This window comes from Amycolatopsis sp. NPDC004772, from assembly GCF_053601215.1.
The window spans coordinates 1-23,634 of record NZ_JBSGBK010000085.1; the positions used below are offsets into that span (position 1 = coordinate 1).

Sequence of the window (23,634 nt, forward strand, 5' to 3'; positions counted from 1 at the left end):
GTCACCGGCGGGCGCAGCCGCGCGAACGAGAGCGCGCTGGACCTGGTGACGCTGATCGTGAGAACGACGGGTCAGCGCGTCGGGTCCTTGCCGTTGGGCTGGCGCGGTCCCGGACCCGGCGACCACCAGCCCGGCACCGTCTTCTCGCCGTGGACGATCGTCGGGGCGATGCCCTCGGTGAACGGCTCGATCTGCAGCAGCTGGCCCCACGACTGGCTCGGCTGGCCGATCAGGTAACTCGGCACCTCCGGCTCCTCGGCCAGCTCCTCCAGCCAGCCGATCGGGCCGCCGTTCGTCGAGGACGCCCACTGGGCCTCGTCCGCCAGGCCACCCGCGGTGATGCGGTAGTCCGGGACCTGGGAGATGCCGTCGTGCGACGTCACCGGCTGGACGCACGGGTACACGAACGACGCCGGCCAGTCCACGTACACCGGCTTCGAGCCGATGCGGTCCGTCAGCGTCGTGAACGTCGGGACGCGCGGCGCCGAGGCCGCGATCCAGCCGTCCTCCGTCAGGTCGTTGTCCACGATGTTGATGCGGACCGCGTTCGTCTCCGGCGGCAGGTCGCGCAGGTTGATGCGGGTGTCGTTCCAGCCGCCCGTGCCCGACCCCGGCGGCAGCATGAACTGGCTGCGCAGCACCTTCACGCCGTCCGGGGTGTCGACGCCGTAGTCAAGGCTGACCGACGTCGGACGGCGGGCCGCCCCGGCCGTCGCCACCACGATCTGGCCGTCCGCCGGCTTCTCCGTCAGCGCGTACCAGTCGCTGCGCAGCCGGCCGGCGCGCGTCTCCGGGTCGAGGTAGCTCGACCACATCGGCACCTTCTCCGGGGTGAACCCGTGCGGCGGCTCGGCCAGCGGGTCCTTGTCGTCGACCGGGCGGGTGTGGAAACCGGTCTGGACGCGGCCGTTGTCCTGGTCGGGGTTCGGCAGCGGGGACTCGGGCTCCTTGGGCTTCTCCGCGACGGTCCGCTGCTCGGCCTGCGGATGCAGGATGCTCGTCGCCGCGTCGCGCTCGACCATGACGTGGTCGGAGAGGTTGCAGCTCTTGCCGAACAGGTGCCCGACGTTCGCCGCGCCCAGGCTGTAGCTGCCGGACTGGTTGTGGATCGCCCACGCCATCGTGACGAACTCGCCCGCCGCCACCAGGCCGCAGACCACCACCAGCGACAGCGACCCGAGCCGCAGCGCGCGCAGCCGGCCTTCCTGGGGCTGGTCCGGCAGGCCCGGCCGGTGCGCGCGGACATTCTCGACGAACGCGTATATCCCGGCGATCGCGGCCGCGACCAGCAGGATCGTCGACAGCGGGAGGCCGCCGATCGACGGCGCCACGTTCGTCCACTGGACGCCGAGGCGGGAGACGAACCAGTACGTGTTCGGCCCGGTCGCGGCCAGCGCGGCGACCACCAGCAGCGCCGCGAGGAAGGCCGCTCGGTTGCGCTGGGACCGCAGCACCGTCGAGCTGGTCGCGAGGGCGGCCAGGGCCGCCATCGACGCGCCGACCGCGGCGAACGCGCCGAAGTGGTGCGTCCACTTCGTCGGCGTCAGGGCCAGGAGCAGGAAGAACAGCGCCGTGGTGCCGATCAGGCGGCGGGCCGGGCCGAGCGCCGCGCCGGGGATCCGGCTGCGGCGCAGCAACACCACCAGGCAGGTCGCGGTGCAGAGGACGACCAGCAGCACCGGGAACCGGCGTGGCGCCGAACCGTCCGGCAGGTCGGCGAACAGCAGCTGGTAGCGCGCGAGCTCCTGGAACCACGACAGGTTCGGGCCGACCTGGGTCCGGATCCGGGTCGCTTCCTGGACGGTCGCGAACGTCTGGTCGGCGAACACCACGACCAGCACGAGCAGCCCGGCGGCGGCGACCGGCGCGAGCACCGGCAGCCAGCCGTTCTCGTTCGCGCGCTGGCGCACCAGCTTGAACAGCGGGCGCGCGGCGACCAGGAACGGCGCCACCGCGATCAGCCCGGTCGGCGTCGCGGCCAGGGTGAACCCGGCCGCGGTCAGGCCGAGGCACAGGGGCAGCAGCCGCCGCGTCACCAGCGCGCGCTCGACCGCGCAGATGGCCAGCAGCGAGCCGAGCGCGGCCACCGGTTCCGGGCGGACGCCGTTGTTGTAGGGCATCCACCAGATCAGGAACACCGTCGCGGCCGCCCAGCTGGCCGGGCGGCTGGTGCGGATCTGGGTGCCCAGGCGCGGCATCACCTCGCGGCTGATCAGCAGCCAGCTGAGCACGCCGAGCAGGAACGACGGCAGCCGGATCCACGGCGGCACCGTGCTGACGTGCGTCATCAGCTCGAAGACGTGGTAGAACCAGCCGAACGGCGCCTCGGCGACCCCGAACCAGCGGTGGTAGTTCGTCAGGTAGCCGGTCGCCTCGGTGACCCGGGCCATCGTGAGGATGTAGCCGTCGTCCGAGGTCACCGGCCCGATGAAGACCCACGCGCCGAGCGCGATGATCACCGTCGCGTCCCGCGCGGTCAGCCGCCACCAGCCGACCGGCGCCCAGCGCGGCGCGCGTCTCGCGAAGCCGGAGTCGCGGCGCCAGACCGCGATCAGGCAGCCGATCAGCGACAGCACGGCGAGCACGCCGACGACGATCTTCAGCGCGGTCGGCGACGTCTGGTACCGCGTGTCCGGCACGACCGAAACGTGCAGGCCGGCGATCGGGTCCTTGCTCGAGTTGATCGACGAGTAGATGCCGACCAGGCGCGGGCGGACGTCGCCGTTCGCGTGGAAGATCGGCGTCCCGGCCACGGCCAGGGTCATCTGCGTCGCGTCGACGTCCAGCTCGACGTCGCACTTCTCGGCCGGCAGCGGCTGCTGGGCGATCTGCTGCCCCTGGCTGGAGGCGAACAGCACGCCGTTGTCGATGCGCAGCTGCAGGCCGACGCCCTTGCCGGCGTTCGGGTCGGTGCGGCCGTCCGGCACCGTGGCGAACAGCAGGCCCGGACCGTTCGTGCGGGCGTCGACCGAGCGGATGGTCGCGCACGGCACCTCCGCCCGCAGGTCCTGGGCCCAGTACCCGGTCAAGGGCGCGTTGACGGAGCGGGTGTCGCTGCCGGTCGGCCAGACGACCTCCGCCGTGTCCTGCACCACCGGCAGGAAGGGGAAAGCCAGCGCACACAAGGCCGAGAGCAACCCCAGCGCTACGGCAATCAGACGCATCGGCGCAACGCTAACGGGTCAGACGTCGGCGGCTGACGCAGCCCCCGGGTCACGCGGGGTGAACCGCCCGTGGTGTATCGCCGCGGACAGCGGGCGGCGGCTGCGCCAACCGTGCCGTTCGAGGTCCGGAACGGCCGCCAGCTCGCTGACCGGCCCGGTGCAGAGCCACGCGACCGGCCGGACGCCGTCCGGGATGCCGAGCAGCTCGCTCAGGAAGGGCTCGCGGTAGAAGCTGACCCAGCCGACGCCCAGGCCTTCCGCGGTCGCGGCGAGCCAGAGGTTCTGGATCGCGAGGCACACCGAGTAGAGCCCGGCGTCGGCGATGGCGTGCCGGCCGAGCACGTCGGGCGCGCCACGCGCCGGGTCGTAGGTGACGACGATGCCGAGGCTCGCCTCGAGGATGCCCTCGATCTTGATGTTCGCGAAGGTGCCGGCGCGGTCTTCGCGGAGCTGCCCGGCGAAGACCTCACGCTCCTCGTGGACGTGCTTCGCGAACTTCTCGCGCGTCGCGACGTCCTCGACCAGCACGAAGTCCCACGGCTGCGTAAGCCCGACGCTCGGCGCGGCGTGCGCGGCCTCGAGGATCCGGGTCAGCGTGGCCTCGGGGATCGGCTCGCCGGTGAACTCGCCGCGGACGTCCCGACGCTTGCGCAGGACTTCGTAGAACTCTTCGATCATCGGTGCAGGACCCATTCGACGGCTTCGGGGACGGTTTCGGCGGTCTCCGTACGCGGCCGCGCAGGCCGCCGGACCACGACGACGGGCTTCCCGAGCTCACGGGCCGCGGTCAGCTTCGCGCTGGTCTGCGGCCCGCCGGAGTCCTTGGTGACCAGGACGTCGACCCGGCCGAGCAGCGCCCGTTCGGCGGCCACCTCGTACGGCCCGCGCGCGAGGAGGAGTTCGTGGTGCCGCGGCAGCGGCGGCTCGGGCGGATCGACGCACCGGATGAGGAACCACAGGTCGTCGAGGTGCGCGAAGGCCGGGAGCCCCTGGCGACCGCTGGTGAGGAACACGCGATTGCCCAGGTCGGGGAGCTGCCGGGCGGCGTCGGCGAGGTCGTCGGCCCAGTGCCAGACGTCGTGCGGGCCCGCTTGCCAGCCCGGCCGCGCGAGCCTCAGCAGGGGCGTGTCGGTTCGCTCGGCCGCTTCCGCCGCGTTCGCGCCGATGCGCTCGGCGAAGGGGTGCGTCGCGTCCACGACGGCGGTGATCTGGTTCTCGCGCAGGTACCGCGCGAGGCCCTCGGGGCCGCCGAAGCCGCCGACGCGCACTTCGCCGACCGGGAGCCTCGGCCGCGCGACGCGCCCCGCGAGCGAAGAGACAACGCGCACTCCGCGCGCGGAGAGCGCTTCGGCGAGCTGCCGGGCTTCGCCGGTCCCGCCGAGGATGAGGATCACGAGGAACGCCCGTAGCCGACGGCCTCCCGCCAGCGGTCCAGCGTACGCAGGTTGGCGAGGGTCTCCGCCCAGGTCAGCTCGGGTGCCTGCCGGTCATCGATGTGCGCGGCGACGTGGTCGGCTTCGCGCGCGAAGACGCCCTGGGTAGCCTCGACCTCGATGACCTCCGGCTCGCCGCTCGCCGGGGTCAGGATGATCTGCGAGACGCCGGGCTTGCGCAGCGGGTGGATCCACGCCGGCTCCGGGATGTGGATCTGCCCGTCCGAGCCGAAGACGTGGATGCCGTCCTCGCGGGTCAGCCGGATCCCGCACGAGATCGTCGCGAGGATGTCCCCGGGCAGGCGCAGCAGGCCGGTCGCCCACTCGTCGACGCCGGTGGCGGACAAGTGCGCCATCCCGCTGACCTCGGACGGCTCGACGACGTCCTGCCCGGTCGCGGCCTGCGCGACCAACCGCGCCAGCGACGTGCAATAGCAGCCGACGTCCAGGATCCCGCCGCCGCCGAGCGCCGGGTCGCTCAGCCGGGCGGTCTCCTCGGGGTTGCTGTCGAAGGAGAAGGTGGTGTCCACCGCGCGGACCTCGCCGATGGCGCCGGACGAGATCAGCTCGGCCAGCCGCCGCGTCTGCGGGTGCAGCCGGTACATGAAGGCCTCCATCAGGAAGACGTCGTGCGCCCGAGCGGCGGCGATCACCTCTTCGGCATCGGACGCGGTGATCGTCAGCGGCTTCTCGCAAAGGACGTGCTTCCCGGCTTCGGCGGCGGCGATGGCCCACTGCTTGTGCAGCGCGTGCGGCGTCGAGACGTATACGGCGTCGATGTCCGGATCGGCGAGGAGCTCTTCGTAGCTGCCGTAGGCCTTCGGGATGTCGAAGCGCGTGGCGAAGTCCCGCGCGCGACCGGCGTCCCGCGCGGCGACGGCGCCGAGGACGCCGTGTTTGCTTTCGTCGACGCCCGCGGCGAAGTGGGCAGCGATCGTCCCGGCGGCCAGCAGGCCCCAGCGCAGTTCCGTCACAACGACTCCGGTTGGTTCGCCCGGTCCCGGGCACTCGAGTAGAGGAAGCTGTCGGGAAAGTTCGTGGCGCCGAGCACCCGCCCGACGAAGATGGTGGCCGCGCGCGTCATCCCGGCTTCGCGCACGAGGACGGGCAGTTCGCCGAGCACCCCGCGCACGACGGTCTCGCCGGGCTGACTCGCGAGCGCGACGACGGCGACCGGGCAGTCCTCGCCGTAGTGGGGCTTGAGTTCGTCGGCCACCCGTTCGACGTGGTTGATGGCGAGGTGCAGCGCAAGCGTGGCCCCGGTCGCGGCAAAGGCGGCAAGGGTTTCGCCGGGCGGCATCTTGGTGGAGCGCGCCTGAACGCGCGTGATCACCAGGCTCTGCCCGATTTCGGGCACGGTGAGCTCCCGCTTCAGCGCGGCGGCCGAAGCGGCGAAGGCGGGCACGCCGGGCACGACTTCGTAGGGAACACCGGCGGCATCGAGCCGCCGCACCTGCTCGGCGACGGCGCTGTAGAGCGACGGATCACCCGAGCACAGCCGCGCAACCTCGTGCCCGGCACCGTGGGCCCCGACGAGCTTCGCGACGATCTGCTCGAGGCTGAGGTTCGCTGTGTCGACGAGCTCGGCCCCGGGCGGGCAGTACGCGAGCAGATCGGGCGGCGTCATGCTGCCGGGGTAGAGGCAGACACCGCAGCGCGCGAGGAGATCCCGGCCCCGCACGGTGATGAGGTCGGCGGCCCCGGGCCCGGCGCCGATGAAGTGCACGGTCATCGGCTGCTCCGGAGAGCGACGCCGGCGCGCGCCGCCGCCTGGGCGACGTCGGGCTGCCGGCCCGCCGGGAACCTCGCTGGCATGGCCGGTCGGCGGATGGCCTCGCGCCAGCCCGCCGGAGCCTCGGCCGGCTCCCGGCTCGCGGTCGCCGACCGAGCGCCGGTCATCGGCTGCCCTGCGGGCATGGCCGCCCAGCCGGTCGCCGCGTGGCGGGCCGCCGGTGACCACGTGAGGCTCAGGCTCGCGGCCGGAAGTCGAACCCCGCTCACCGGCTGCTCCACTGGGTCACGACCCGCGCCGGAGTCCAGCCCGTGAATCCGCCCAAGGGCGCCGCTCGTTCCACGCCGATCCGCAGGAGCTCGCCTCCGTGCTGCTCGTACGCCCGGGCCAGCACCTGCTCGGCCTCCAGCGTCACCCCGTGCGCCACCACCCGTGCGCCGGTGGCCACGCACGTGTCCAGTACGCCCGGCGCCGTCACGCCGCCTCCGATGAAGACCGCGTCCGGTGCGGGCAGCGCGCTCAGCGCTTCCGGTGCTTCCCCCGCCACCACCTCCAGTTCCGGTACTCCCAGGTCCAATGCGTTCCGGCCGATCCGCTCGGCCCGCTCCGCGGAGCGTTCGATCGCGACCGCACGGTTCAGCCCGTGCAGCCGGGACCATTCGATGCCGACGCTGCCCGCGCCCGCGCCGACGTCCCACAACAACTCGCCGGGACTCGGCGCGAGGCGGGCCAGCGCCGACACTCGGAGGTCGCGCTTGGTCAGCTGCCCGTCGTGGGCGTACACGTCGTCCGGGATGCCGATCAGCGGCAACGCCGGACCCGTGCACTCCAGCGCGAACACCGTCAGCGGTCCGGGATCGCCGGCCCAGCCGTCGGAGATGCGCTCGTCGGGCCCGCCCAGGTTCTCCAACGCGATCAGCTCGCTCTCGCCGTAACCCCGCACGGTGAGCAGGGAGCGCAAAGCGGGCGCGTCGGCACCCAGGACGAGCACTCGCCGGCGCGGCGCCAGCACCCGGGCGACGCGGGCGGACGACCGGCCGACGATGGTGACCACCTCGGTCTCCTCGGCGGACCAGCCCAGCCGTGCCCGGGCCAGCGTCACCGAGGAGAGCGCAGGCAGCGCCTCGACCTCGTATCCATGGGCCACCAGTGTGGCACCCACCCCCGACAAAAACGGATCTCCGCTGGCCAGGACGCAAATCCGGGCGCCTTCGTGCTCGGCGATGACCGCGTCCAGCCCCGGCAGCAACGGCGTCGGCCACGCCTGCGCCGGGACCTCCTCGGGCAGGTAGCCCAGCTGGCGGGGCGCCCCCAGCACGATGTCGGCGGCGAGCACCGCGGACCTGGCCTGCTCCGACAGCCCGGACCAGCCGTCGGCCCCGATCCCGACCACGGTCAGGCGGTCCGCTCCGGCAGCCGGTGGACGTGATTCTTCGCGCACGATTTCCCACCCTAAGCGAGGCATGCGCTGTGCGATGATCGGCCGGTCGCCGACCTCAGGAGCGCTGTTGAAGCCGTATCCGTTCACCGCCGTCGTCGGGCTGCCGGACCTGCGCCTGGCGCTGGTCCTCTCCTCGATCTCACCCGCCGTCGGCGGGGTGCTGGTGCGCGGCGAAAAGGGGACCGCGAAGTCGACCATGGTCCGCGCGCTCGCGGGCTTGCTGCCCGGGGTCGACGTCGTCGACGGCTGCCGGTTCTCCTGCGATCCCGCGGCGCCCGACCCGCTCTGCCCGGACGGCCCGCACGACGCCGCGACCAGCCACCGACGTCCCGCGAAGCTCGTTGAACTCCCGGTCGGCGCGGCTGAAGACCGCGTCATCGGGAGCCTGCACCTGGAACGCGCGCTCGCCGAAGGCGTCACGGACTTCCAGCCCGGCCTGCTCGCCGCCGCCCACCGCGGGCTGCTCTACGTCGACGAGGTCAACCTGCTGCACGACCACCTCGTCGACACCCTCCTCGACGCCGCCGCGATGGGCCGCGCGACCGTGGAACGCGAAGGCGTCTCGGTCTCGCACGCGGCCCGGTTCGTCCTGATCGGCACCATGAACCCCGAAGAAGGCGAGCTGCGGCCCCAGCTGCTGGACCGGTTCGGGCTGACCGTCGAGGTCGCCTCCAGCCGCGACCCGGAGCAGCGCGTCGAGGTCGTCCGCCGTCGCCTCGCCTACGAAGCCGACCCTGACGCCTTCGCCGCGCAGTACGCCGGCGAAGATGCCCAGCTCGCGGCGGACATCGAAGCGGCGCAACGGCTTCTGCCCGCCGTCAAGCTCCCCGACGAGGCCCTGCGCCAGATCGCCGAAGTCTGTGCCTCCTTCGAGGTCGACGGCATGCGTGCGGACATCGTCACCGCCCGCACCGCGGTCGCGCACGCGGCTTGGGCCGGCCGCGACGAGGTGACCACCGAGGACGTCCGCGTCGCCGCTCGCCTCGCGCTGCCGCACCGGCGCCGGCGCAACCCGTTCGACGCGCCGGGCATCTCCGAAGAGCAGCTCGAGCAGGCCCTTCAGGACGCCCAACCGGACCCGGGACCCGAGGACGACGGCCCTGGCTCGGGTTCGGAGCCGCCGCAAGCTCCCGAACCACCACAGGGCAGTGAAAACGCGCCGCAAGGCGAACCGCAGCAAAGCGGCGGCCAGCAGAAGACGGTCGGCGCCGGCGAGACGTTCAAGGCGCGCGTCTTCCGCGTGAAGGGCATGGGCGAAGGTGAGCGCGGACGTCGTTCGCGCGCGATCACCGACAGCGGCCGGACCATCGGCGTCCAGCCGGCCAGCGTCCGCGAAGGCCGGCCCCACCTGGTCGCGACCGTGAAAGCCGCGGCGCCGCACCAGAAAGCCCGCGGCCGGGTCGGTGCGGGGCTGAAGCTGCAACCGGAGGACGTCCGCTACGCACTGCGCGAAGGCCGCGAAGGCAACCTCGTGCTGTTCTGCGTCGACGCGTCCGGCTCGATGGGCGCGAAGGCGCGGATGCGCGAGGTCAAGTCCGCGGTCCTGTCGCTGCTTCTCGACGCCTACCAGCGCCGCGACAAGGTCGGGCTGGTCACGTTCCGCGGCACCGCGGCCGAGCTCGCGCTGCCGCCCACGATCAGCGTCGACGCGGCCGCGTCCCGTCTCGAAGGCCTCCCGACCGGCGGCCGGACACCCCTGGCCGAGGGACTCCTGGAGGCGGCGCGCGTGCTGCGCGTCGAAGAGATCCGCGATCCGCGGCGCCGCCCGTTGCTGGTCGTCGTCACCGACGGCCGCGCCACCAGCGGCCCCGACGCCGTCGCGCGCGCCCAGGCCGCGGCCGGCCTGCTCACCGGCGTCACGACGATCGTCATGGACTGCGAGAGCGGCAAGATGCGCCTCGGCCTGGCCGCCGACCTCGCCGCCCACCTCGGCGCGGACCACGTCCCCCTCGCCGACGTCGCCGCCGACGCGCTGGCGGACGCCGTCCGCGCCCGGACCGGAAAGGCCGCCTGATGCCGCAGGGCAAACCGGACGCCGTCCCGAACGACGGCCTGACCACGCGCCAGCGCCGCAACCGGCCGCTGCTCGCCGTGCACACCGGTGAGATGAAGGGCAAGTCGACGGCCGCCTTCGGAATGGCCCTGCGCGCGTGGAACCAGGGCTGGTCGATCGGCGTGTTCCAGTTCGTCAAGTCGGCGAAGTGGCGCGTCGGCGAGGAAGCCGCGTTCAAGGCGCTGGGGAAGCTGCACGACGACACCGGCCAGGGCGGGCCGGTCGAGTGGCACAAGATGGGCGAGGGCTGGAGCTGGGCGCGCAAGTCCGGCACCGAAGAGGACCACGCTTCGAACGCGCGGGAAGGCTGGGCGGAGATCAAGCGCCGGCTCGCGGCCGAGACGCACGACTTCTACGTCCTCGACGAGTTCTCGTACCTGCTCAAGTGGGGCTGGCTCGAGGTCGACGACGTCGTGTCCACCCTGGTCGACCGGCCCGGGCACCAGCACGTCGTCATCACCGGCCGGTATGCGCCGCCGGAGCTCGTCGAGGCCGCCGACCTGGTGGCCGAGATGACCAAGGTCAAGCACCCGATGGACGCCGGCCAGAAGGGCCAGCGGGGGATCGAGTGGTAGCGCGGGTGGTCGTCGCCGCGCCCGGTTCCGGGCACGGCAAGACCACGATCGCCGCCGGGTTGATGGCGGCGCTGCGCGCGACCGGGCACCGGGTGTCCGGGCACAAGGTCGGGCCGGACTTCATCGACCCGAGTTACCACGCCCTCGCGACCGGACGTCCCGCGCGCAACCTCGACCCGTTCCTCCAGGGCGAAGAACAGCTGGTTCCGTTGCTGCGGCACGGTTCTCACGGTGCCGACATCGCCGTGATCGAAGGCGTGATGGGCCTGTTCGACGGCGCGCTGGGCACCGAGGGCTACGCCTCGACCGCCCACGTGGCCCGGGTGCTGGACGCGCCGGTGGTGCTGGTCGTCGACGCCTCGGCCGCCTCCCGCAGCGTCGCCGCGACCGTGCTCGGCTTCGCCCACTACGACAACCGCGTGCGGCTCGCCGGCGTCATCCTCAACAAGCTCGGCTCGCAGCGGCACCTCGACGAGATCGCGTCCGCGCTGGAAGCAACCGGTGTTCCGCTGCTGGGAGCGTTGTACCGCAACGAAGAGATCCACGCGCCGAGCCGGCACCTCGGGCTCGTTCCCGCGGCGGAACGGGCTGCGGAAGCGCAAGACGTGCTGCCTGCGCTGGCCGCCTGGGTGCGCGACGGCGTCGACCTGGAAGCGATCGTCCGGATCGCGTCGGGTGCGCCGCGGCTTTCCTCGCCGCCGTGGGAACCGTCCGGTGTGGATGGTCCGCCAGTGACGATCGCGGCGGCCGGCGGTCCGGCGTTCACTTTCCGCTACACCGAGAACATCGAGCTGCTGGCGGCGTGCGGCGTCGAGGTCGTGGACGTCGACCCGTTGCGGGACCAGGCGTTGCCCGAAGGGTGCGCCGGCCTGTACTTCGGTGGCGGGTTCCCCGAGGTGCACGCGGCCGAGCTGTCGGCGAACACGGCGTTGCGTGCTGCGGTGGCTTCGGCCATCCAGGCCGGGATGCCGGTGAGCGCGGAATGCGCGGGGCTGCTGTACCTGTGCCAGTCCTTGGACGGCGTGCCGATGGTGGGCGCCGTGCCCGCGGACGCCAAGATGACCGCTCGCGGCAAGCTCGGCTACCGGCGTGCGGTCGCCGTCGAGGACAACCTGCTGGCCACGGCCGGGCAGCGCGTCACGGGGCACGAATTCCACCGCACCGAAGTGACGCCGTCGCACGGCACTTCGGCCGCGTGGGGCTGGGATCGGCAGCTGGACGGCTTCGCGTCGCCGACGCTGCACGCGTCCTACCTGCACGTCCACTGGGCGGGTTATCCCGAGCTGGCGCAGCGGTTCGCGGCGCGGGTCCGGGCCCATGGCTGACTACGACCTGCACCACCACGGCGACCGCGAGGTGGGGCCGGGGCTGGTCGATCTCGCGGTGAACGTCCGGTTGCCGAGGCCGCCTTCGTGGCTGCAGCAGGAACTGGCGTCCGCTTTGGACTCCCTTGCCGCTTACCCGACTACTGTGGACGCCGTGCAGGCGGTGGCCGCACGTCACGGCCGCTCACCTGAAGAAGTCCTGGTCACGGCCGGAGCGGCGGAGGCGTTCACGCTGCTCGCCTCGGCTCTCCGCCCTGGGCACGCGGTGGTCGTGCACCCGCAGTTCACCGAGCCGGAGGCGGCTTTGCGGGCTGCCGGACACGCGGTCGAGCGGGTGATCTTGTCCGAGAAGGACGGCTTCGTGCTCGACCCGGACCTGGTTCCGGACGACGCTGACCTGGTGTTCGTCGGCAATCCGACCAATCCGACGTCGGTCCTGCACCCGGCGGCGTCGCTGCTCGCCCTGGCGCGCCCCGGCCGGCTGCTCGTGGTGGACGAGGCGTTCCTGGACGCGGTGCCCGGCGAGGTCGAGAGCCTGGCCGGCGGCCATCCGGGTGTCGTCGTGCTGCGCAGCCTGACGAAGACGTGGGGGCTGGCCGGTCTGCGCGCGGGGTACGTGCTCGCGCCGGCGGACGTCGTCGAGCTGCTGCGTGCGGTGCAGGTGCCGTGGTCGGTGTCCACTTTGGCCGCGGTGGCGACGGTGGCGTGCTGCCGTCCGTCCGCTTTGGAGGAAGCGGAGAAGCTGGCGGTGGCCGCGGAAGCGGACCGCGAGTACCTGGTGTCGGGCCTGACCGCGCAGGGTGTCGACGTGCTGGGGGATCCGCGTGGCCCGTTCGTGCTGGTGCGCGTTCCCGATGGCGCTTCCCTACGCACGCGCCTGCGCGAAGCGGGCTATGCGGTGCGACGAGGAGATACTTTCCCTGGTCTCGGCCCGGACCACCTGCGGCTGGCGGTGCGCGACCGGGTGACGACGGACGCGTTCCTGACGAATCTGCGGGAAGTTTCGTAAACACCGACAGGGGGTTGTCGTTACCGCCGCCGAAACTGGGCGCAGACCGGGAGAGACCCGGCGTGGCAGCGGAAGGAACGACATGCCCGGATTCAACGACGTCGCCTGGTTCGAGATCGGTACCGCGGACCCGGCGGCCGCCGAACGGTTCTACGGTGAGGTGTTCGGCTGGAAGATCGCCCAGGACGCCTCGGCGAGCACCGACCCGGCCTACCGGGTGATCGACACCGGCGGCTCCCGCGGCGGGCTCTCCACGGGAACGGAGGAGTACGCGATCTTCACCGTGCTGGTCGAAGACGTCGACGCCACCTGCCGCCAGGTCGAGAAGGCCGGCGGGCGGGTGCAGCGACCACCGAGCGTCAACCCGGTCGGCGTGACGTTCGCGCACCTGCTCGACCCGGCGGGCAACCACTTCTCCGTGTTCACCCCGCCAAAGTGAGCTGGTGGACGTCGCCGTACGGGATGTCGAGGTCTTCGGGACGCAGCGGGCGAAGGGGCGGGATTTCGGCGGTGACGGTGAAGGAGATGATGCGGTCGGTGCGGAAGGCCCGGATCTCCTGGCGCAGCCGGCACCAGGCGATGAGGTACCAGTGCTCGGGCTTGCCGACGTAGCCGAGTGGCTCGATCTCCCGCCGGGTGACGGCGCCTGCGCGGTCGGTGTACCGGATGCGCAGGACGCGGCGGATGTTGAGCACCTGCGGCATCGGCGGGATCGGACCGTCGCCGAGCAGGTGGACACAGGCGGCGAGGTTCTTCGCCGCATCGGTGTCCTCCCGGCGCATCGCGGCCACCAGCTTGCGCAGTGCCGAGCGTCCTTCGGCGCGGAAGGGAGTGCCCTCGAGGTGCCTCAGCGCGAGTGCCATGGCCACGGCCTCGGCGGGCGTCAGGTTGACCGGCGGCATGGTGTGTGCCTTGTCGAGGCAGTACCCGCCGGTGCGGCCGGGCTCGGCGTAGATCGGCGTGCCGGACTGCTGCAGTGCGCTGATGTCGCGCTCGACGGTGCGGACGCTGACCTCGAACCGGTCCGCGAGCCAGCGCGCGCTGCGTGGCCGGGGCGCGACGGCGCGCAGTTCTTCGACGATGGCGTAGAGACGATCGGTTCGGTTCACCGGATCACGATAGAAAGGGGGTACGACAGTTTCGGTTACTCGCAGAGTTGCTTGAAGTCCGTCGCGCCGGGCCGTAGGCGGAACCGGACCTCGTGGCCGAGGTGGTCGCGGAAGACCGCGGAGGCCGGTGGGGTGAGCGTCATCGTGCCTTCCTGGTACGGGTTGTCCCAGCCGGGCGGTGCGCTGCGAGCCGGGCCGATCAGTGGCGTCTCGGCCTCGTAGAACCGGTCGCCGATCTTCGCTTCGTCGACGCCGCAGTGCGTGAAGAGCGCGAAGTTCGGCAGCGTCACCGGGGTGGGTGTCGGCGTCGGTGCAGCGGGCGGTGCGGGCTTCGGCTCGGGCGGGGCGGTGGTGAGGAGAGCGATGACGCCGGCTCCCAGCACGGTGGCGGTTGCCGCGAGCAGCGGGGCGACCAGCCGTCGCCGGGGTGCGGGGAGGGGGGCGGGCCGGACGTCCACGGTGTCGGCGAGAGCGTGGAAGGCGCGGCGCAGGCGGTCCTCGACGTCGGTCATCGGAGTTCTTCTTCCAGTTTCGCCAGCGCACGGGAGGCGCAGGTCTTGACGGTGCCGCGGGAGACGCCGAGCGCGTCGGCGATCTCGGCTTCGGAAAGGCCGGCCCAGTACCGGAGCACGAGCACCTCCCGTTGCCGTCTCGGCAGCCGGCGCACGGCGGCGAGCACTTCGCGGTGCTCTTCGCCGAGCAGGACGCCGGTGTCCGCGGGTGGTACGTCGTCGCGGTCGCCGGGCCGGTGCCGCAGGCGCCGTGCCGCGCGCCGGTGCGCGGAGCGGGCGCCGTTGACGACCGAGACGCGGAGGTAGCCGCCCGCGCCGGCCGGGTCGTCGAGCGGCCAGTGGCGGACGAGCGCGAGGAAGGCGTCCTGCACGACGTCTTCGGCGAGCCCGCGGTCGCCGAGCAGCAGCACGGCGAGCCGGACCAGGCCGGGGCGGTGCGCGCGGAAGAGTTCCGCCGGGTCGACGGCGGTATCGGTGCCCAGGGTGACCTCCTTTACCAGGTACACGCCGGGCACCGGGCCTAGGTTGACAACGCGACCAGTGCGGTCGCGACGGCGGTTTCGACACCGGCGCCGAGGACGTCACCGGTAATGCCGCCGAACCGTTTGGTGCACCGCCACAGGAGCGCTCCGGTGACGGCGTAGGCGAGAGCGACGGCGAGCGGACCGCGCCACCACGGCAGGCCGGGCAGCAGCGCGGCCAGCCCGGCGGCGGCCAGGCCGACGGCGATCGCGGCGGGGCGGGGCACGGAGCCGGCGACGGTGGCGCCGAGCCCCTCCGGCCGGGCCGTCGGAACGCCGCGCGCGCACGCCATGGAGAGCGTGCACCGGCCGACAAGGACGCCCGCGGCCGCCGTGAACGGGTTCGCGGCGGTCAGGGCACCGACCTGAACGAGGAGGACCAGAACGAGGGTGGCAACCCCGGTGGGGCCGGAATCCCCGCGGCGCATGACGTCGAGGGCTTTGGCGCGGTCGTACGAGGCGCCGAGGCCGTCGGCGGTGTCGGCGAGCCCGTCGAGGTGCAGTCCCCGGCTGCCGAGTGCGACGGCACCGAGGGCGAGAGCGGCGGTGGCCGGCGACGGCAGCCCGGCGGCGGTCCCCGCCCAGACGATCCCCGCGGCCGCGGCGGCCAACGGGAGCGCCGCGAGCGGGGCGAGCAGCATGGCGCGGCCGGCGACCTGCCGGTCGATGACGCGCGGCGCCGGGACGGGCACGGTGGTCAGCGTCCCGGCGGCCATCCGCGCGGCGTCGGCCCAGCGGCTCATGCCAGGTCGGCCAGCAGTCCCATGTCGGCCAGGATCGCGCGGGCCGCTCGCAGCGTCGGGACGGCCTGCACCGCTCCGCTCCCTTCGCCGAGCCGCAGGCCGAAGTCCAGGATCGGCTCCAGGCCCAGGGCCTTCAGCGCGAACGCCTGTGACGGCTCCGTCGAGCGGTGGCCGGCCAGCCACCACTGCTCGGCTCCGGGCGCGATGTCCCGGGCCACCACGGCCGCGGCGCCCGAGAACACGCCGTCCAGCAGGACCGGGATCCCGAGCACCGCCGCCTGGACCAGGAAGCCCGCCGTGGCCGCGACGCACGCGCTGCCCAAGGCCGTCAGCCGCTCGAACGGGTCGTCGGTGCGGCCGGCCGTGCGGGTCAAGGCGGCCGCGACCGCCGCCGTCTTGCGGTCGAGGCCTGCCGCGTCGACTCCGGTGCCCGTGCCGACCACCTCGGCCGCCGGGAGGTCCAACGATGCTGCCACCAGGGCCGCGCACATCGCCGTGTTGCCGATGCCCATGTCGCCGGGGATCAGCACGTCCGCGTCGCGCTCCTCCACGGCGATCGCCCGGCCGGCCTCGAACGCGGCCTGGGCTTCGCCCGGGAGCAACGCGTCCTCGACGTCGATCGAGCCCGATCCGCGGCGGATCTTGTGCGCCGTCACCGACGGCGGCACGTCCGCGCCGTCCCAGTCGACCGCGATGTCCGCGACCCGTACGCGCGCGCCGACCTGGGCGGCCAGCACGTTCACGCCGCTTTTGCCGGCCAGGAACACCCGCACCATCGCCGCCGTCACCTCGCGGGGGTACGCCGAAAGCGCCGACACGCCGTGGTCGCCCGCGAAGACGACCACGCGGACGTCGTCCAGCGGGCGTGGCGGCACCGTGCCGTGCGCCGCGGACAGCCAGGCCGCGATCTCCTCGAGCCTGCCCAGCGCGCCGAGCGGCTTGACCAGGCCGTCGAGGCGCTCCAGGGCGGCGGCGCGGGCGGCGGGGTCGGGCACGGGTACGTCGAACACGGGCGCCTCCTGGCTACAGGTCGAGCGCCCGGCCTGCGACGACCAGCACGACCCGGTCGGCGTCGGCGGACACCCGGTTGTTGAGTGCGCCCAGCACATCACGGAACAGCCGCCCGGACGACGTTGCGGGCACCACACCACTGCCGACCTCGTTGCTCACCGCGACCACCGGCACCCGGGCCGCGGCCCAGGCGGCCAGGAAGTCCTCGAGCCGGTCGTCGAGGCGGTGCTCCCAGCCCGGCTTCTGGCGCCACGCGCCGACGTCGTCGAGCACGCGGGACAGCCAGGTGCCGAGGCAGTCGATCAGCAACGGCTCGGTCGCCGTGCGCAGGGTGCCGGCCAGGTCGGTGGTCTCGACTGTCTTCCAGTTCGCCGGCCGCCGGGCCTGGTGCGCGGCCACCCGCGCGGCCCATTCCGGGTCGTCTTCGCCCGCGGGCAGGCCCGGCGCGACGTAGACGAGGTGCGGGTGGCGGGCGACGAGCCGCTCGGCGTGCCGTGACTTCCCCGAGCGGACGCCGCCGAGGACCAGCACCTTGCCTTCGTCGCGCCCGTACCGGCGGAGGGCGCGAGCCAGGGTTTCGAGATACCCGGCGAGCCGGTGGGTCAGCTTCGTCATACCGGCATTCTGGTGCACGCGCTACCGTGCGCCACGTGCCACTCCGTCTAGGGACAACCACGGCCGGACTCGTGACCGGATACGTAACCGACGCTCTGTTCGGTGACCCCCGAACGGGCCACCCGGTCGCCCTGTTCGGTTCCGCCGCGGCCCGTCTGGAACACCGTCTGTGGGCCGATTCGAAGCCGCGCGGAGCCGCGTACGCGGCGCTGTGCACCTTCGGCGCCGTCGGCCTCGGCGTCGTGCTTCAGACGGTGACGCGGCGACGTCCCTTCGCGCGTTACTTGCTCACCGCCGCGTCGACGTGGGTTGTGCTCGGCGGCCGCGGCCTCGCCGCCGAAGGCAGCGAAATGGCCCGCTTGCTCGAAGCAGGCGACGTGCCCGGAGCGCGTCAGAGGCTCTCGCACCTCTGCGCGCGCGATGCGACGACGCTTGACTCCGCGGAGCTGACCCGCGCGGCGACCGAGTCGATCGCCGAGAACACCTCGGATGCCGTGGTCGCGCCGCTGTTCTGGGGCGCCGTTGCCGGGATGCCAGGGCTGCTCGGCTACCGCGCGCTGAACACGCTCGACGCGATGGTCGGCTACCGCTCGCCGCGCTACCTGCACTTCGGCTGGGCTGCGGCGCGGGCCGACGATTTCGTCAACCTGGTGCCGTCGCGGATCGGGGCGGTGCTCACGGCGTTGTGCGCGGGTGGCCGGGCGCGGGAGTCCTGGCGGGTGTGGCGCCGCGACGGCAACCGGCACCCGAGTCCCAACGCGGGCCAGGTGGAAGCGGCGTTCGCCGGCGCGTTGGACGTCCGGTTCGGCGGAACGAACAGCTACGGCGGCGAGGTGGAGAGCCGGGCGCGGCTCGGGGACGGGCGCGAGCCGGAGCCGGTCGACCTGCGGCGCGCGGTGCGGTTGTCGCGTCGCGTGGGCGCCGCCGCGGTTGCGGTCGCAGCGGTGGTGGCGGCCCGATGAGCGGGGTGCTCGTCGCCGGGACGACGTCCGATGCCGGGAAGAGCCTGGTCACCGCCGGGATCTGCCGGTGGCTGGCGCGCCGGGGGGTGCGGGTGGCGCCGTTCAAGGCGCAGAACATGTCCAACAACTCCATGGTCTGCGCCGACGGGGCCGAAATCGGCCGCGCCCAGTGGGTGCAGGCGCGCGCCGCCGGGGTGGAGCCCGAGGCGGCGATGAACCCGGTGCTGCTGAAGCCGGGCAGTGATCGGCGCAGTCACGTCGTCGCGCTCGGGAAGCCGTTCGGCACGCTCGAAGCGGGGGAGTACGCCACCGGGAGAGTAGGGCTGGCCGAGATCGCCTTCGGGGCCTTCGAGGACCTCAGCGCACGCTTCGACGTCGTCGTTTGCGAAGGCGCCGGGAGCCCGGCGGAGATCAACCTGCGCGGCGGCGACTACGTCAACATGGGGCTCGCGCGCCGGTTCGGGCTGCCGGTGCTGGTCGTCGGCGACATCGACCGCGGCGGCGTGCTCGCGGCCATGTTCGGCACCCTCGCGCTGCTCTCCGCCGAGGACCAGGCCCTGGTCGCGGGCTGGGTGGTCAACAAGTTCCGCGGCGACGTCGGGTTGCTGCGGCCGGGCCTGGACAGCCTCGAGAAGGTCACCGGGCGGCCGGTGCTGGGTGTGCTGCCGTGGCTGGACCGGGTGTGGATCGACTCGGAGGACGCTCTCGCCGTGGCGGGCTGGCGCCGCGAAGTGCCTGGTGGTGGGCTCGGGGTGGCGGTCGTCCGGTTCCCGCGCGCGTCCAACGCCACCGACGTCGACGCGCTGGCCGCCGAACCCGGGGTCACGGTGACGCTCACCGCGGACCCGGACGTGGTCGCGGCGGCGGACGTCGTGGTGCTGCCCGGGTCGCGCGCCACCGTGGCCGACCTGGCCTGGCTGCGGGAACGCGGTCTGGCCGCGGCGGTGACGGCCCGGGCCGCCGTTGGCCGCCCGGTCCTGGGCATCTGCGGTGGTTACCAGGTGCTCACAGAGTCCATTGTGGACGACATCGAGTCCGGCGCGGGCGAGGTGGCGGGCCTCGGCTTGCTGCCCGGGCGGGTGACGTTCGCCGCGGACAAGGTGCTCGCGCGGCCCTCGGGAACGTGGCGCGGCCACCCGGTGGACGCCTACGAAATCCACCACGGCTCGGTGGCCACGACGGCCCCGGCGGAGTCCTTTCTGGACGGTCAGCGCGCGGGGGCGGTCTGGGGCACGATGTGGCACGGAGCCTTCGAGAACGATGCCTTCCGCCGCGCGTGGCTCACCGAGGCGGCGGCCCAGGCGGGCGTCGGGTGGACGCCGGCCCCGGGCGCGCCGGGGTTCGGAGCACTGCGCGAGGAAATGCTGGACAAACTGGCGGACGCGGTCGACGACCACCTCGACACGGCGACGCTGCGGACGCTGCTGGAGCACGGCGCACCGCCGGACCTCCCGTTCATCCCGCCGGGCGCGCCTTAGCCCACCGGGGCGCGCCTTGGCCCGCCGGGGACCGGAGTGCGGGCCGAAGCGGTCTTTGCCGAGTAGCGCCGGGTGGAGCCGCCGCCCTCGAGGAGCGTGCCGCCGGTGGGGGGTTCACGGTCGCGTTCCTGCCGATCTCCGTTGATCAGGACCAGTGCGGTGCCGAAGCCCACCCCAGCACCGCTGATCCCGGAGACCGGCGTCGGAACGCGACCGCGAACCCTCCGGGTCAGGCCGCTACCGTGGTCCGGCGGTTCAGGGCCTTCTCCGCGAACGCGCCGAACGTCAGGCCCAGCGCCAGCCACAGGGTCGCCTGCGTGCCGACCGATGCCGTGCGGAAGCTCCACAACGTCGAGGCCGGGAACGTCGGCGGGACCTCGTCGACCGACGGCATCAGCCAAGCCACGATGCCGATCACGACGACGTAGGCCGCCGCCGCCAGGAGGAAGCCGTTCCAGGCGCCGAGGCGGTCTGCCAGCTTGCGGCCGAACACCGTGGCGAAGATTCCCACCAGCAGCGACACCGCGACGAAGCCGAAGTACAGCTCGGTGCGAGAGCCGATCGTGCCCGGCTGGCCCACCGCGGGTGGGTTGGCCGGGTACTTCAGGAACGGCACCAGGAACACCACGGTGAACGCGCCCGCCGTGAGCAGCAATGCCGTCAGGCGAGGCCGCAACGCGCCGAGGCGGCCCTGGGCGAACGCGAAGGCCAGCGAGAGCAGGCCGCCGATCGCGACGCCGTACACCAGCACGCCGGTCAGCAGGCCGAGCGTGCTCTGGATGTCCCGGGGGACCAGCTCCTCCTCTTCCGCTGCCGGAGCTTCCGCGGCCGGAGCGGGAGCGGGGTCGGAGGTTTCGTGGGAGTGCGAGTGGCCGGACTCCTCGAGGCCGATGGCCGCGTTCACCGACGGCTCACCGAAGGCGTAGGCGAACCCGAACGCGAGCACACCGGCGATCAGGCCCGCGAGCATGCCGCGGACCAGCAAGGTCTTCATCATGGGAGCGCGCGCCCGCCGATCAGTGGCAGGGGAAGGCCAGCAGGTGCCGGCCGTCGTGCACGAACTCGTGGACGTACATGTTCGCGAAGACCGCCGTCGCGCCCTGCTCGGCGCTCACGAAGTACAGCGCGATCAGCGCGAGGAGCACCACGAACACCGCCCACGGCACGATCTCACGGATCGGGATGCGGATCGGGAGCGGAACGGCGGGAGCTGCCGTCTGGGTCATGCGTGGCCTCCTCGGGCTTTCGCGGCCTCATCGGGGTAGGTCACGAGGGTCCGGGTCTGGCTTCCCCCTGGCGGGGGTCACAGTGGCGCGACCGCGCGGACTTGCACCGCGTTCCGGAATCTCCTCGTCTGGCCGGTTGAGCGTAGGTCCGCCGTTCCGCGCCCGTCAATGAGGCTTGTTCAGCCGTCGGCCGCCGCATGGCATCCGTGGTGCCCCGCGACCTGCGCGGGGGGCGCGGCGGCCTGACCAGAACAAGCCTCAAATGTGACAATGCCGCGGTGACTCGAATGGTGGCCGCCCTGGATGTGGGCGGGACGACGATCAAGGCGGCGCTGCTCGACGAGGAGCTCCAGCCCAAGGCAGCCTTGCGAGCGGAGACGGCCCGCAGCGCGGACGGGACGGCGCTGGCCGCGCAGACCGTGGACATCGTGGCCGCGCTGGCCGAGCAGGCGGGCACCGGGCAGCCGGCCGCGGTCGGGGTGGTGGTGCCGGGGATCGTCGGGGAGGAAACCCGCGTCTGCCACTTCTCGGCCAACCTCGACTGGCGTGAAGTCCCGTTTGGCGAGCTCCTGGAGGACCGGCTCGGGCTGCCGGTCGCCTTCGGGCACGACGTCACCGCGGGCGGGATCGCCGAGTTCCGCGTGGGCGCCGGGCGGGGCGCGACGAACGCGGCGTTCATCCCCGTCGGCACCGGGATCGCCGCCGCGCTCCTGCTCGACGGCCGGATCCACCGGGCGCACGGGCAGGCGGGTGAGGTCGGACACATCGACGTCGGCCACGCCGGCAAGTGCGGCTGCGGAGCGACCGGCTGCCTGGAGGCCATCTCGTCGGCCGCCGCGATCGCGCGCCGCTACACCGAGCGCACCGGGCGCCCGGCCGACGGCGCGCGCGAGGTCGTCGAGCTGGCGCGACGCGGTGACGAGGTCGCCGTCGCCGTGGTGCAGGACGCGCTCGACGGGCTCGGCCACGGCATCCGGACGCTGCTGACGCTGCTCGGCCCGGAGGTGATCGTCCTGGGTGGCGGCCTGTTCACCGCGGCCGACTACGTGCTGGAGCCGGTGCGCGAGTGGCTGGCCGCGCACCTGACGTTCCAAAAGATGCCGGAGCTGCGGATCGCCGAGCTGGGCGACGAAGCCGGGCGGCTGGGCGCCGGGTTGCTGGCCTTCGACCTGCTCCGCGCCTGAGCCGAGCCGGAGGCCACCGCGGCGGTGGCCTCCGGCTCGGTCACAGAGCGCGCAGGAAGGCCAGCGACGGCATGAAGAAGTACTCGCCGCCCCGCAGCGTCACCGACTGCGGCACCGGGCCGGCCGTCCGCTGGGCGGAGCCGCCCCAGTCCACGGTGTAGTCCGACGACCCGCGCTCGCCCTGGCCGATCACCGGGTCCAGGCCCGGCGTGACGCCGTCGACGATCGGGAAGCCCGGGTTGTCCGCCCAGATCGCCTGCGTGAATTCGAACTGGTTGCCCAGCACCGAGTTGAAGGCCATGAACAGCAGCCCGACGCCGCCGCTCGGCCGCACCGCGGGCGGGACGTCGGCGTTCGGGTCGTCCGGGCGCTCGCCGTAGGTGACGCCGCGGCGGGCCATCAGGTGCCGCCGCTCGTCGGCCGGCTCCTCGGCGCCGCCGGAGCCGCGCGGGTTCGTCTTGCGGATGTGCGCCTGGAACGGGCACTTCAGCGCGGCGCGGTCGCTGTCGTAGGTGAAGTTGTTCGACACCGGGCTTTCCGCGCCGTCTTCCCGCTGGGTGGTCAGCGGTGTGCCGTCCTCGAACCGGCCGATGATCATCGCCCCGGCCCGCTCGCGGTCTTCGCCGGTGAGGCCGAGCGTGTCGGCCAGATCCTCTTCGGCCTGCTTGAACCGCCGGACGTTCTGCTCCAGTTTGCGGAAAACGAAATAGCTGCCGAAATGCACGCCGGGATCCGGCGCCGCGGGGTCGGGAACCAGCACCTGCTCCAGCGGTGACGCCGGGTTCCAGACGTTGATTCCGTCGGTGTTGTTCTTCTCCGCGTCGACGTCTTCGGTGAGGAACAGCGGCTGGCTGCGGCCGTCGACGTACCCGAAGTGCTCGATGCCCTCGCCGCGCGCGTTGACCCGGCCGAGGCCGGTTTCCTCGGCGAGCACGGTGGCCGAATCGGGCAGCAGGCCGAGGATTTCGTTGCGGCGCGCGGCCATCGCCTTGTCGGTCGCGTCCCCGACCAGCACGACGGCGTGGATTTCGCTGCGGTAGCCCGGATCGAACGTCGAGCGCGGCGGGTCGTTCAGCCGCTGCCGCGTCTGCGGTGCCGTCATCCCGCGCAGGAACGCCTCGTCCTGCGGGAAGTTCTCGACGCCGAGGGCGCGGTAGCCGGCCGCGGTGAGCCCGACGCCGACGTACGGGGTTCCGCCGCCGGACTCGGCCTTGAACGCGCTCACCTCGTCGAGATGTGCCTTGGCGGACTTCATCTTCCCGGTGACCGACACGAGGAACGCCCGCGCCTCCGCCGCGTCGCCGAAGGCGAGGAACAGGGCGGACAGGTGATCGCGGACGTGGGCCTTGAGGATGTTCGGCTGCAGCTCGCCGAGCATCGTCGCGGCGTCGCCGGTCGCCGTGGTCCAGGACAGCGTGGTGGACAGATCGATACTCATTCGGGTCCCCTCCCCTTGTGAAAAACGCCCGCCTCTCGGCGGGCACCCGGCCGGCCGGACTCCCCCCTCGGCCGACCGGGTCCCCTGAATACAGAGTGCAACG

23 protein-coding genes are annotated in these 23,634 nt (G+C 72.9%); 8 read left to right on the top strand and 15 right to left on the bottom strand.

Annotation, left to right across the window (positions count from 1 at the left end):
• Positions 1-71 precede the first annotated feature (71 nt).
• The 6 genes from ACWEF6_RS34755 to cbiE all read right to left on the bottom strand — a co-directional run bounded on the left by ACWEF6_RS34755 (position 72) and on the right by cbiE (position 7,794).
• Positions 72-3,164, bottom strand: coding sequence for an arabinosyltransferase domain-containing protein (locus ACWEF6_RS34755; RefSeq protein ID WP_449686805.1), 3,093 nt, complete (start codon positions 3,162-3,164; stop codon positions 72-74).
• Between the two features lie 18 nt (positions 3,165-3,182).
• Positions 3,183-3,842, bottom strand: a complete 660-nt coding sequence (bluB, locus tag ACWEF6_RS34760; RefSeq protein ID WP_449686806.1) for a 5,6-dimethylbenzimidazole synthase — start codon at positions 3,840-3,842, stop codon at positions 3,183-3,185.
• Positions 3,839-4,558: a cobalt-precorrin-6A reductase gene (locus ACWEF6_RS34765; RefSeq protein ID WP_449686807.1), complete on the bottom strand. Its 720-nt coding sequence runs from the start codon at positions 4,556-4,558 to the stop codon at positions 3,839-3,841. Before ACWEF6_RS34765 ends, bluB begins: the two co-directional genes overlap by 4 nt.
• A complete protein-coding gene (locus ACWEF6_RS34770) occupies positions 4,555-5,571 on the bottom strand; it encodes a Gfo/Idh/MocA family protein (RefSeq protein WP_449686808.1) in 1,017 nt (338 codons plus the stop codon). The genes ACWEF6_RS34765 and ACWEF6_RS34770 overlap by 4 nt, the downstream gene beginning before the upstream one ends.
• Positions 5,568-6,329: a precorrin-4 C(11)-methyltransferase gene (cobM, locus tag ACWEF6_RS34775; RefSeq protein ID WP_449686832.1), complete on the bottom strand. Its 762-nt coding sequence runs from the start codon at positions 6,327-6,329 to the stop codon at positions 5,568-5,570. The genes ACWEF6_RS34770 and cobM overlap by 4 nt, the downstream gene beginning before the upstream one ends.
• Positions 6,330-6,594: 265 nt before the next feature.
• On the bottom strand, positions 6,595-7,794 hold the full coding sequence (cbiE, locus tag ACWEF6_RS34780) for a precorrin-6y C5,15-methyltransferase (decarboxylating) subunit CbiE (RefSeq protein WP_449686809.1): 1,200 nt from the start codon (positions 7,792-7,794) through the stop codon (positions 6,595-6,597).
• 43 nt (positions 7,795-7,837) lie between these two features.
• On the opposite strand from cbiE, the gene ACWEF6_RS34785 reads away from it, so the two are divergent.
• From ACWEF6_RS34785 to ACWEF6_RS34805, 5 genes are all read left to right on the top strand, one after another.
• Positions 7,838-9,784: a putative cobaltochelatase gene (locus ACWEF6_RS34785; protein ID WP_449686810.1), complete on the top strand. Its 1,947-nt coding sequence runs from the start codon at positions 7,838-7,840 to the stop codon at positions 9,782-9,784.
• Positions 9,784-10,398, top strand: coding sequence for a cob(I)yrinic acid a,c-diamide adenosyltransferase (gene cobO / locus ACWEF6_RS34790; protein WP_449686811.1), 615 nt, complete (start codon positions 9,784-9,786; stop codon positions 10,396-10,398). The genes ACWEF6_RS34785 and cobO overlap by 1 nt, the downstream gene beginning before the upstream one ends.
• The gene (locus ACWEF6_RS34795; protein ID WP_449686812.1) at positions 10,392-11,723 is read left to right on the top strand and encodes a cobyrinate a,c-diamide synthase; all 1,332 of its coding nucleotides are present in this window, start codon (positions 10,392-10,394) and stop codon (positions 11,721-11,723) included. Before cobO ends, ACWEF6_RS34795 begins: the two co-directional genes overlap by 7 nt.
• Positions 11,716-12,732, top strand: coding sequence for an Rv2231c family pyridoxal phosphate-dependent protein CobC (gene cobC, locus ACWEF6_RS34800; RefSeq protein ID WP_449686813.1), 1,017 nt, complete (start codon positions 11,716-11,718; stop codon positions 12,730-12,732). Before ACWEF6_RS34795 ends, cobC begins: the two co-directional genes overlap by 8 nt.
• Before the next feature lie 82 nt (positions 12,733-12,814).
• The gene (locus tag ACWEF6_RS34805) at positions 12,815-13,171 is read left to right on the top strand and encodes a VOC family protein (RefSeq protein WP_449686814.1); all 357 of its coding nucleotides are present in this window, start codon (positions 12,815-12,817) and stop codon (positions 13,169-13,171) included.
• Here the strand turns inward: ACWEF6_RS34805 and ACWEF6_RS34810 are convergent.
• Genes ACWEF6_RS34810 through ACWEF6_RS34835 form a run of 6 tightly spaced genes read right to left on the bottom strand, consistent with a single transcriptional unit; the run spans position 13,155 to position 17,243 of the window.
• Entirely contained in the window at positions 13,155-13,841 is a 687-nt protein-coding gene (locus ACWEF6_RS34810; protein ID WP_449686815.1) for a helix-turn-helix transcriptional regulator, read from the bottom strand. The two genes, ACWEF6_RS34805 and ACWEF6_RS34810, sit on opposite strands and share 17 nt — an antisense overlap.
• Positions 13,842-13,876: 35 nt before the next feature.
• Positions 13,877-14,353 (bottom strand): hypothetical protein, encoded by a 477-nt coding sequence (locus tag ACWEF6_RS34815; RefSeq protein WP_449686816.1) that lies wholly within the window; start codon positions 14,351-14,353, stop codon positions 13,877-13,879.
• A complete protein-coding gene (locus tag ACWEF6_RS34820) occupies positions 14,350-14,868 on the bottom strand; it encodes an RNA polymerase sigma factor (RefSeq protein ID WP_449686817.1) in 519 nt (172 codons plus the stop codon). The genes ACWEF6_RS34815 and ACWEF6_RS34820 overlap by 4 nt, the downstream gene beginning before the upstream one ends.
• Before the next feature lie 5 nt (positions 14,869-14,873).
• The gene (locus ACWEF6_RS34825; RefSeq protein WP_449686818.1) at positions 14,874-15,617 is read right to left on the bottom strand and encodes an adenosylcobinamide-GDP ribazoletransferase; all 744 of its coding nucleotides are present in this window, start codon (positions 15,615-15,617) and stop codon (positions 14,874-14,876) included.
• Positions 15,614-16,627, bottom strand: a complete 1,014-nt coding sequence (gene cobT, locus ACWEF6_RS34830) for a nicotinate-nucleotide--dimethylbenzimidazole phosphoribosyltransferase (RefSeq protein WP_449686819.1) — start codon at positions 16,625-16,627, stop codon at positions 15,614-15,616. The genes ACWEF6_RS34825 and cobT overlap by 4 nt, the downstream gene beginning before the upstream one ends.
• Before the next feature lie 13 nt (positions 16,628-16,640).
• Complete coding sequence (locus ACWEF6_RS34835; RefSeq protein ID WP_449686820.1) at positions 16,641-17,243, bottom strand: bifunctional adenosylcobinamide kinase/adenosylcobinamide-phosphate guanylyltransferase; 603 nt, start codon at positions 17,241-17,243, stop codon at positions 16,641-16,643.
• A 35-nt stretch (positions 17,244-17,278) separates the two neighbouring features.
• Here ACWEF6_RS34835 and ACWEF6_RS34840 point away from each other — a divergent pair, with 35 nt between their 5' ends.
• Together ACWEF6_RS34840 and ACWEF6_RS34845 are read left to right on the top strand one after the other, a co-directional pair.
• Entirely contained in the window at positions 17,279-18,205 is a 927-nt protein-coding gene (locus tag ACWEF6_RS34840) for a cobalamin biosynthesis protein (protein ID WP_449686821.1), read from the top strand.
• A complete protein-coding gene (locus tag ACWEF6_RS34845; protein ID WP_449686822.1) occupies positions 18,202-19,683 on the top strand; it encodes a cobyric acid synthase in 1,482 nt (493 codons plus the stop codon). Before ACWEF6_RS34840 ends, ACWEF6_RS34845 begins: the two co-directional genes overlap by 4 nt.
• Positions 19,684-19,912: 229 nt before the next feature.
• Here ACWEF6_RS34845 and ACWEF6_RS34850 read toward each other — a convergent pair whose 3' ends face one another.
• Together ACWEF6_RS34850 and ACWEF6_RS34855 are read right to left on the bottom strand one after the other, a co-directional pair.
• Positions 19,913-20,680 carry a CbtA family protein gene (locus ACWEF6_RS34850; protein WP_449686823.1) on the bottom strand — a complete coding sequence of 256 codons (768 nt, stop codon included), beginning with the start codon at positions 20,678-20,680 and terminating at the stop codon, positions 19,913-19,915.
• 19 nt (positions 20,681-20,699) lie between these two features.
• Positions 20,700-20,909, bottom strand: coding sequence for a CbtB domain-containing protein (locus ACWEF6_RS34855; protein WP_003069169.1), 210 nt, complete (start codon positions 20,907-20,909; stop codon positions 20,700-20,702).
• A 287-nt stretch (positions 20,910-21,196) separates the two neighbouring features.
• On the opposite strand from ACWEF6_RS34855, the gene ACWEF6_RS34860 reads away from it, so the two are divergent.
• Entirely contained in the window at positions 21,197-22,093 is an 897-nt protein-coding gene (locus tag ACWEF6_RS34860; protein WP_449686833.1) for an ROK family protein, read from the top strand.
• 40 nt (positions 22,094-22,133) lie between these two features.
• Here the strand turns inward: ACWEF6_RS34860 and ACWEF6_RS34865 are convergent, their stop codons facing one another.
• Positions 22,134-23,531 carry a Dyp-type peroxidase gene (locus ACWEF6_RS34865; RefSeq protein WP_449686824.1) on the bottom strand — a complete coding sequence of 466 codons (1,398 nt, stop codon included), beginning with the start codon at positions 23,529-23,531 and terminating at the stop codon, positions 22,134-22,136.
• Between the last annotated feature and the right edge of the window lie 103 nt (positions 23,532-23,634).

Bases quoted from the DNA above. Each gene is read 5' to 3' on its own strand.
- ACWEF6_RS34755 (WP_449686805.1), bottom strand. From the start codon at position 3,164: ATGCGTCTGATTGCCGTAGCGCTGGGGTTGCTCTCGGCCTTGTGTGCG.
- bluB (WP_449686806.1), bottom strand. From the start codon at position 3,842: ATGATCGAAGAGTTCTACGAAGTCCTGCGCAAGCGTCGGGACGTCCGC.
- cobM (WP_449686832.1), bottom strand. From the start codon at position 6,329: ATGACCGTGCACTTCATCGGCGCCGGGCCCGGGGCCGCCGACCTCATC.
- cbiE (WP_449686809.1), bottom strand. From the start codon at position 7,794: ATGCCTCGCTTAGGGTGGGAAATCGTGCGCGAAGAATCACGTCCACCG.
- cobO (WP_449686811.1), top strand. From the start codon at position 9,784: ATGCCGCAGGGCAAACCGGACGCCGTCCCGAACGACGGCCTGACCACG.
- cobC (WP_449686813.1), top strand. From the start codon at position 11,716: ATGGCTGACTACGACCTGCACCACCACGGCGACCGCGAGGTGGGGCCG.
- ACWEF6_RS34805 (WP_449686814.1), top strand. From the start codon at position 12,815: ATGCCCGGATTCAACGACGTCGCCTGGTTCGAGATCGGTACCGCGGAC.
- ACWEF6_RS34815 (WP_449686816.1), bottom strand. From the start codon at position 14,353: ATGACCGACGTCGAGGACCGCCTGCGCCGCGCCTTCCACGCTCTCGCC.
- ACWEF6_RS34825 (WP_449686818.1), bottom strand. From the start codon at position 15,617: ATGAGCCGCTGGGCCGACGCCGCGCGGATGGCCGCCGGGACGCTGACC.
- ACWEF6_RS34835 (WP_449686820.1), bottom strand. From the start codon at position 17,243: ATGACGAAGCTGACCCACCGGCTCGCCGGGTATCTCGAAACCCTGGCT.
- ACWEF6_RS34845 (WP_449686822.1), top strand. From the start codon at position 18,202: ATGAGCGGGGTGCTCGTCGCCGGGACGACGTCCGATGCCGGGAAGAGC.
- ACWEF6_RS34850 (WP_449686823.1), bottom strand. From the start codon at position 20,680: ATGATGAAGACCTTGCTGGTCCGCGGCATGCTCGCGGGCCTGATCGCC.
- ACWEF6_RS34855 (WP_003069169.1), bottom strand. From the start codon at position 20,909: ATGACCCAGACGGCAGCTCCCGCCGTTCCGCTCCCGATCCGCATCCCG.
- ACWEF6_RS34860 (WP_449686833.1), top strand. From the start codon at position 21,197: ATGGTGGCCGCCCTGGATGTGGGCGGGACGACGATCAAGGCGGCGCTG.
- ACWEF6_RS34865 (WP_449686824.1), bottom strand. From the start codon at position 23,531: ATGAGTATCGATCTGTCCACCACGCTGTCCTGGACCACGGCGACCGGC.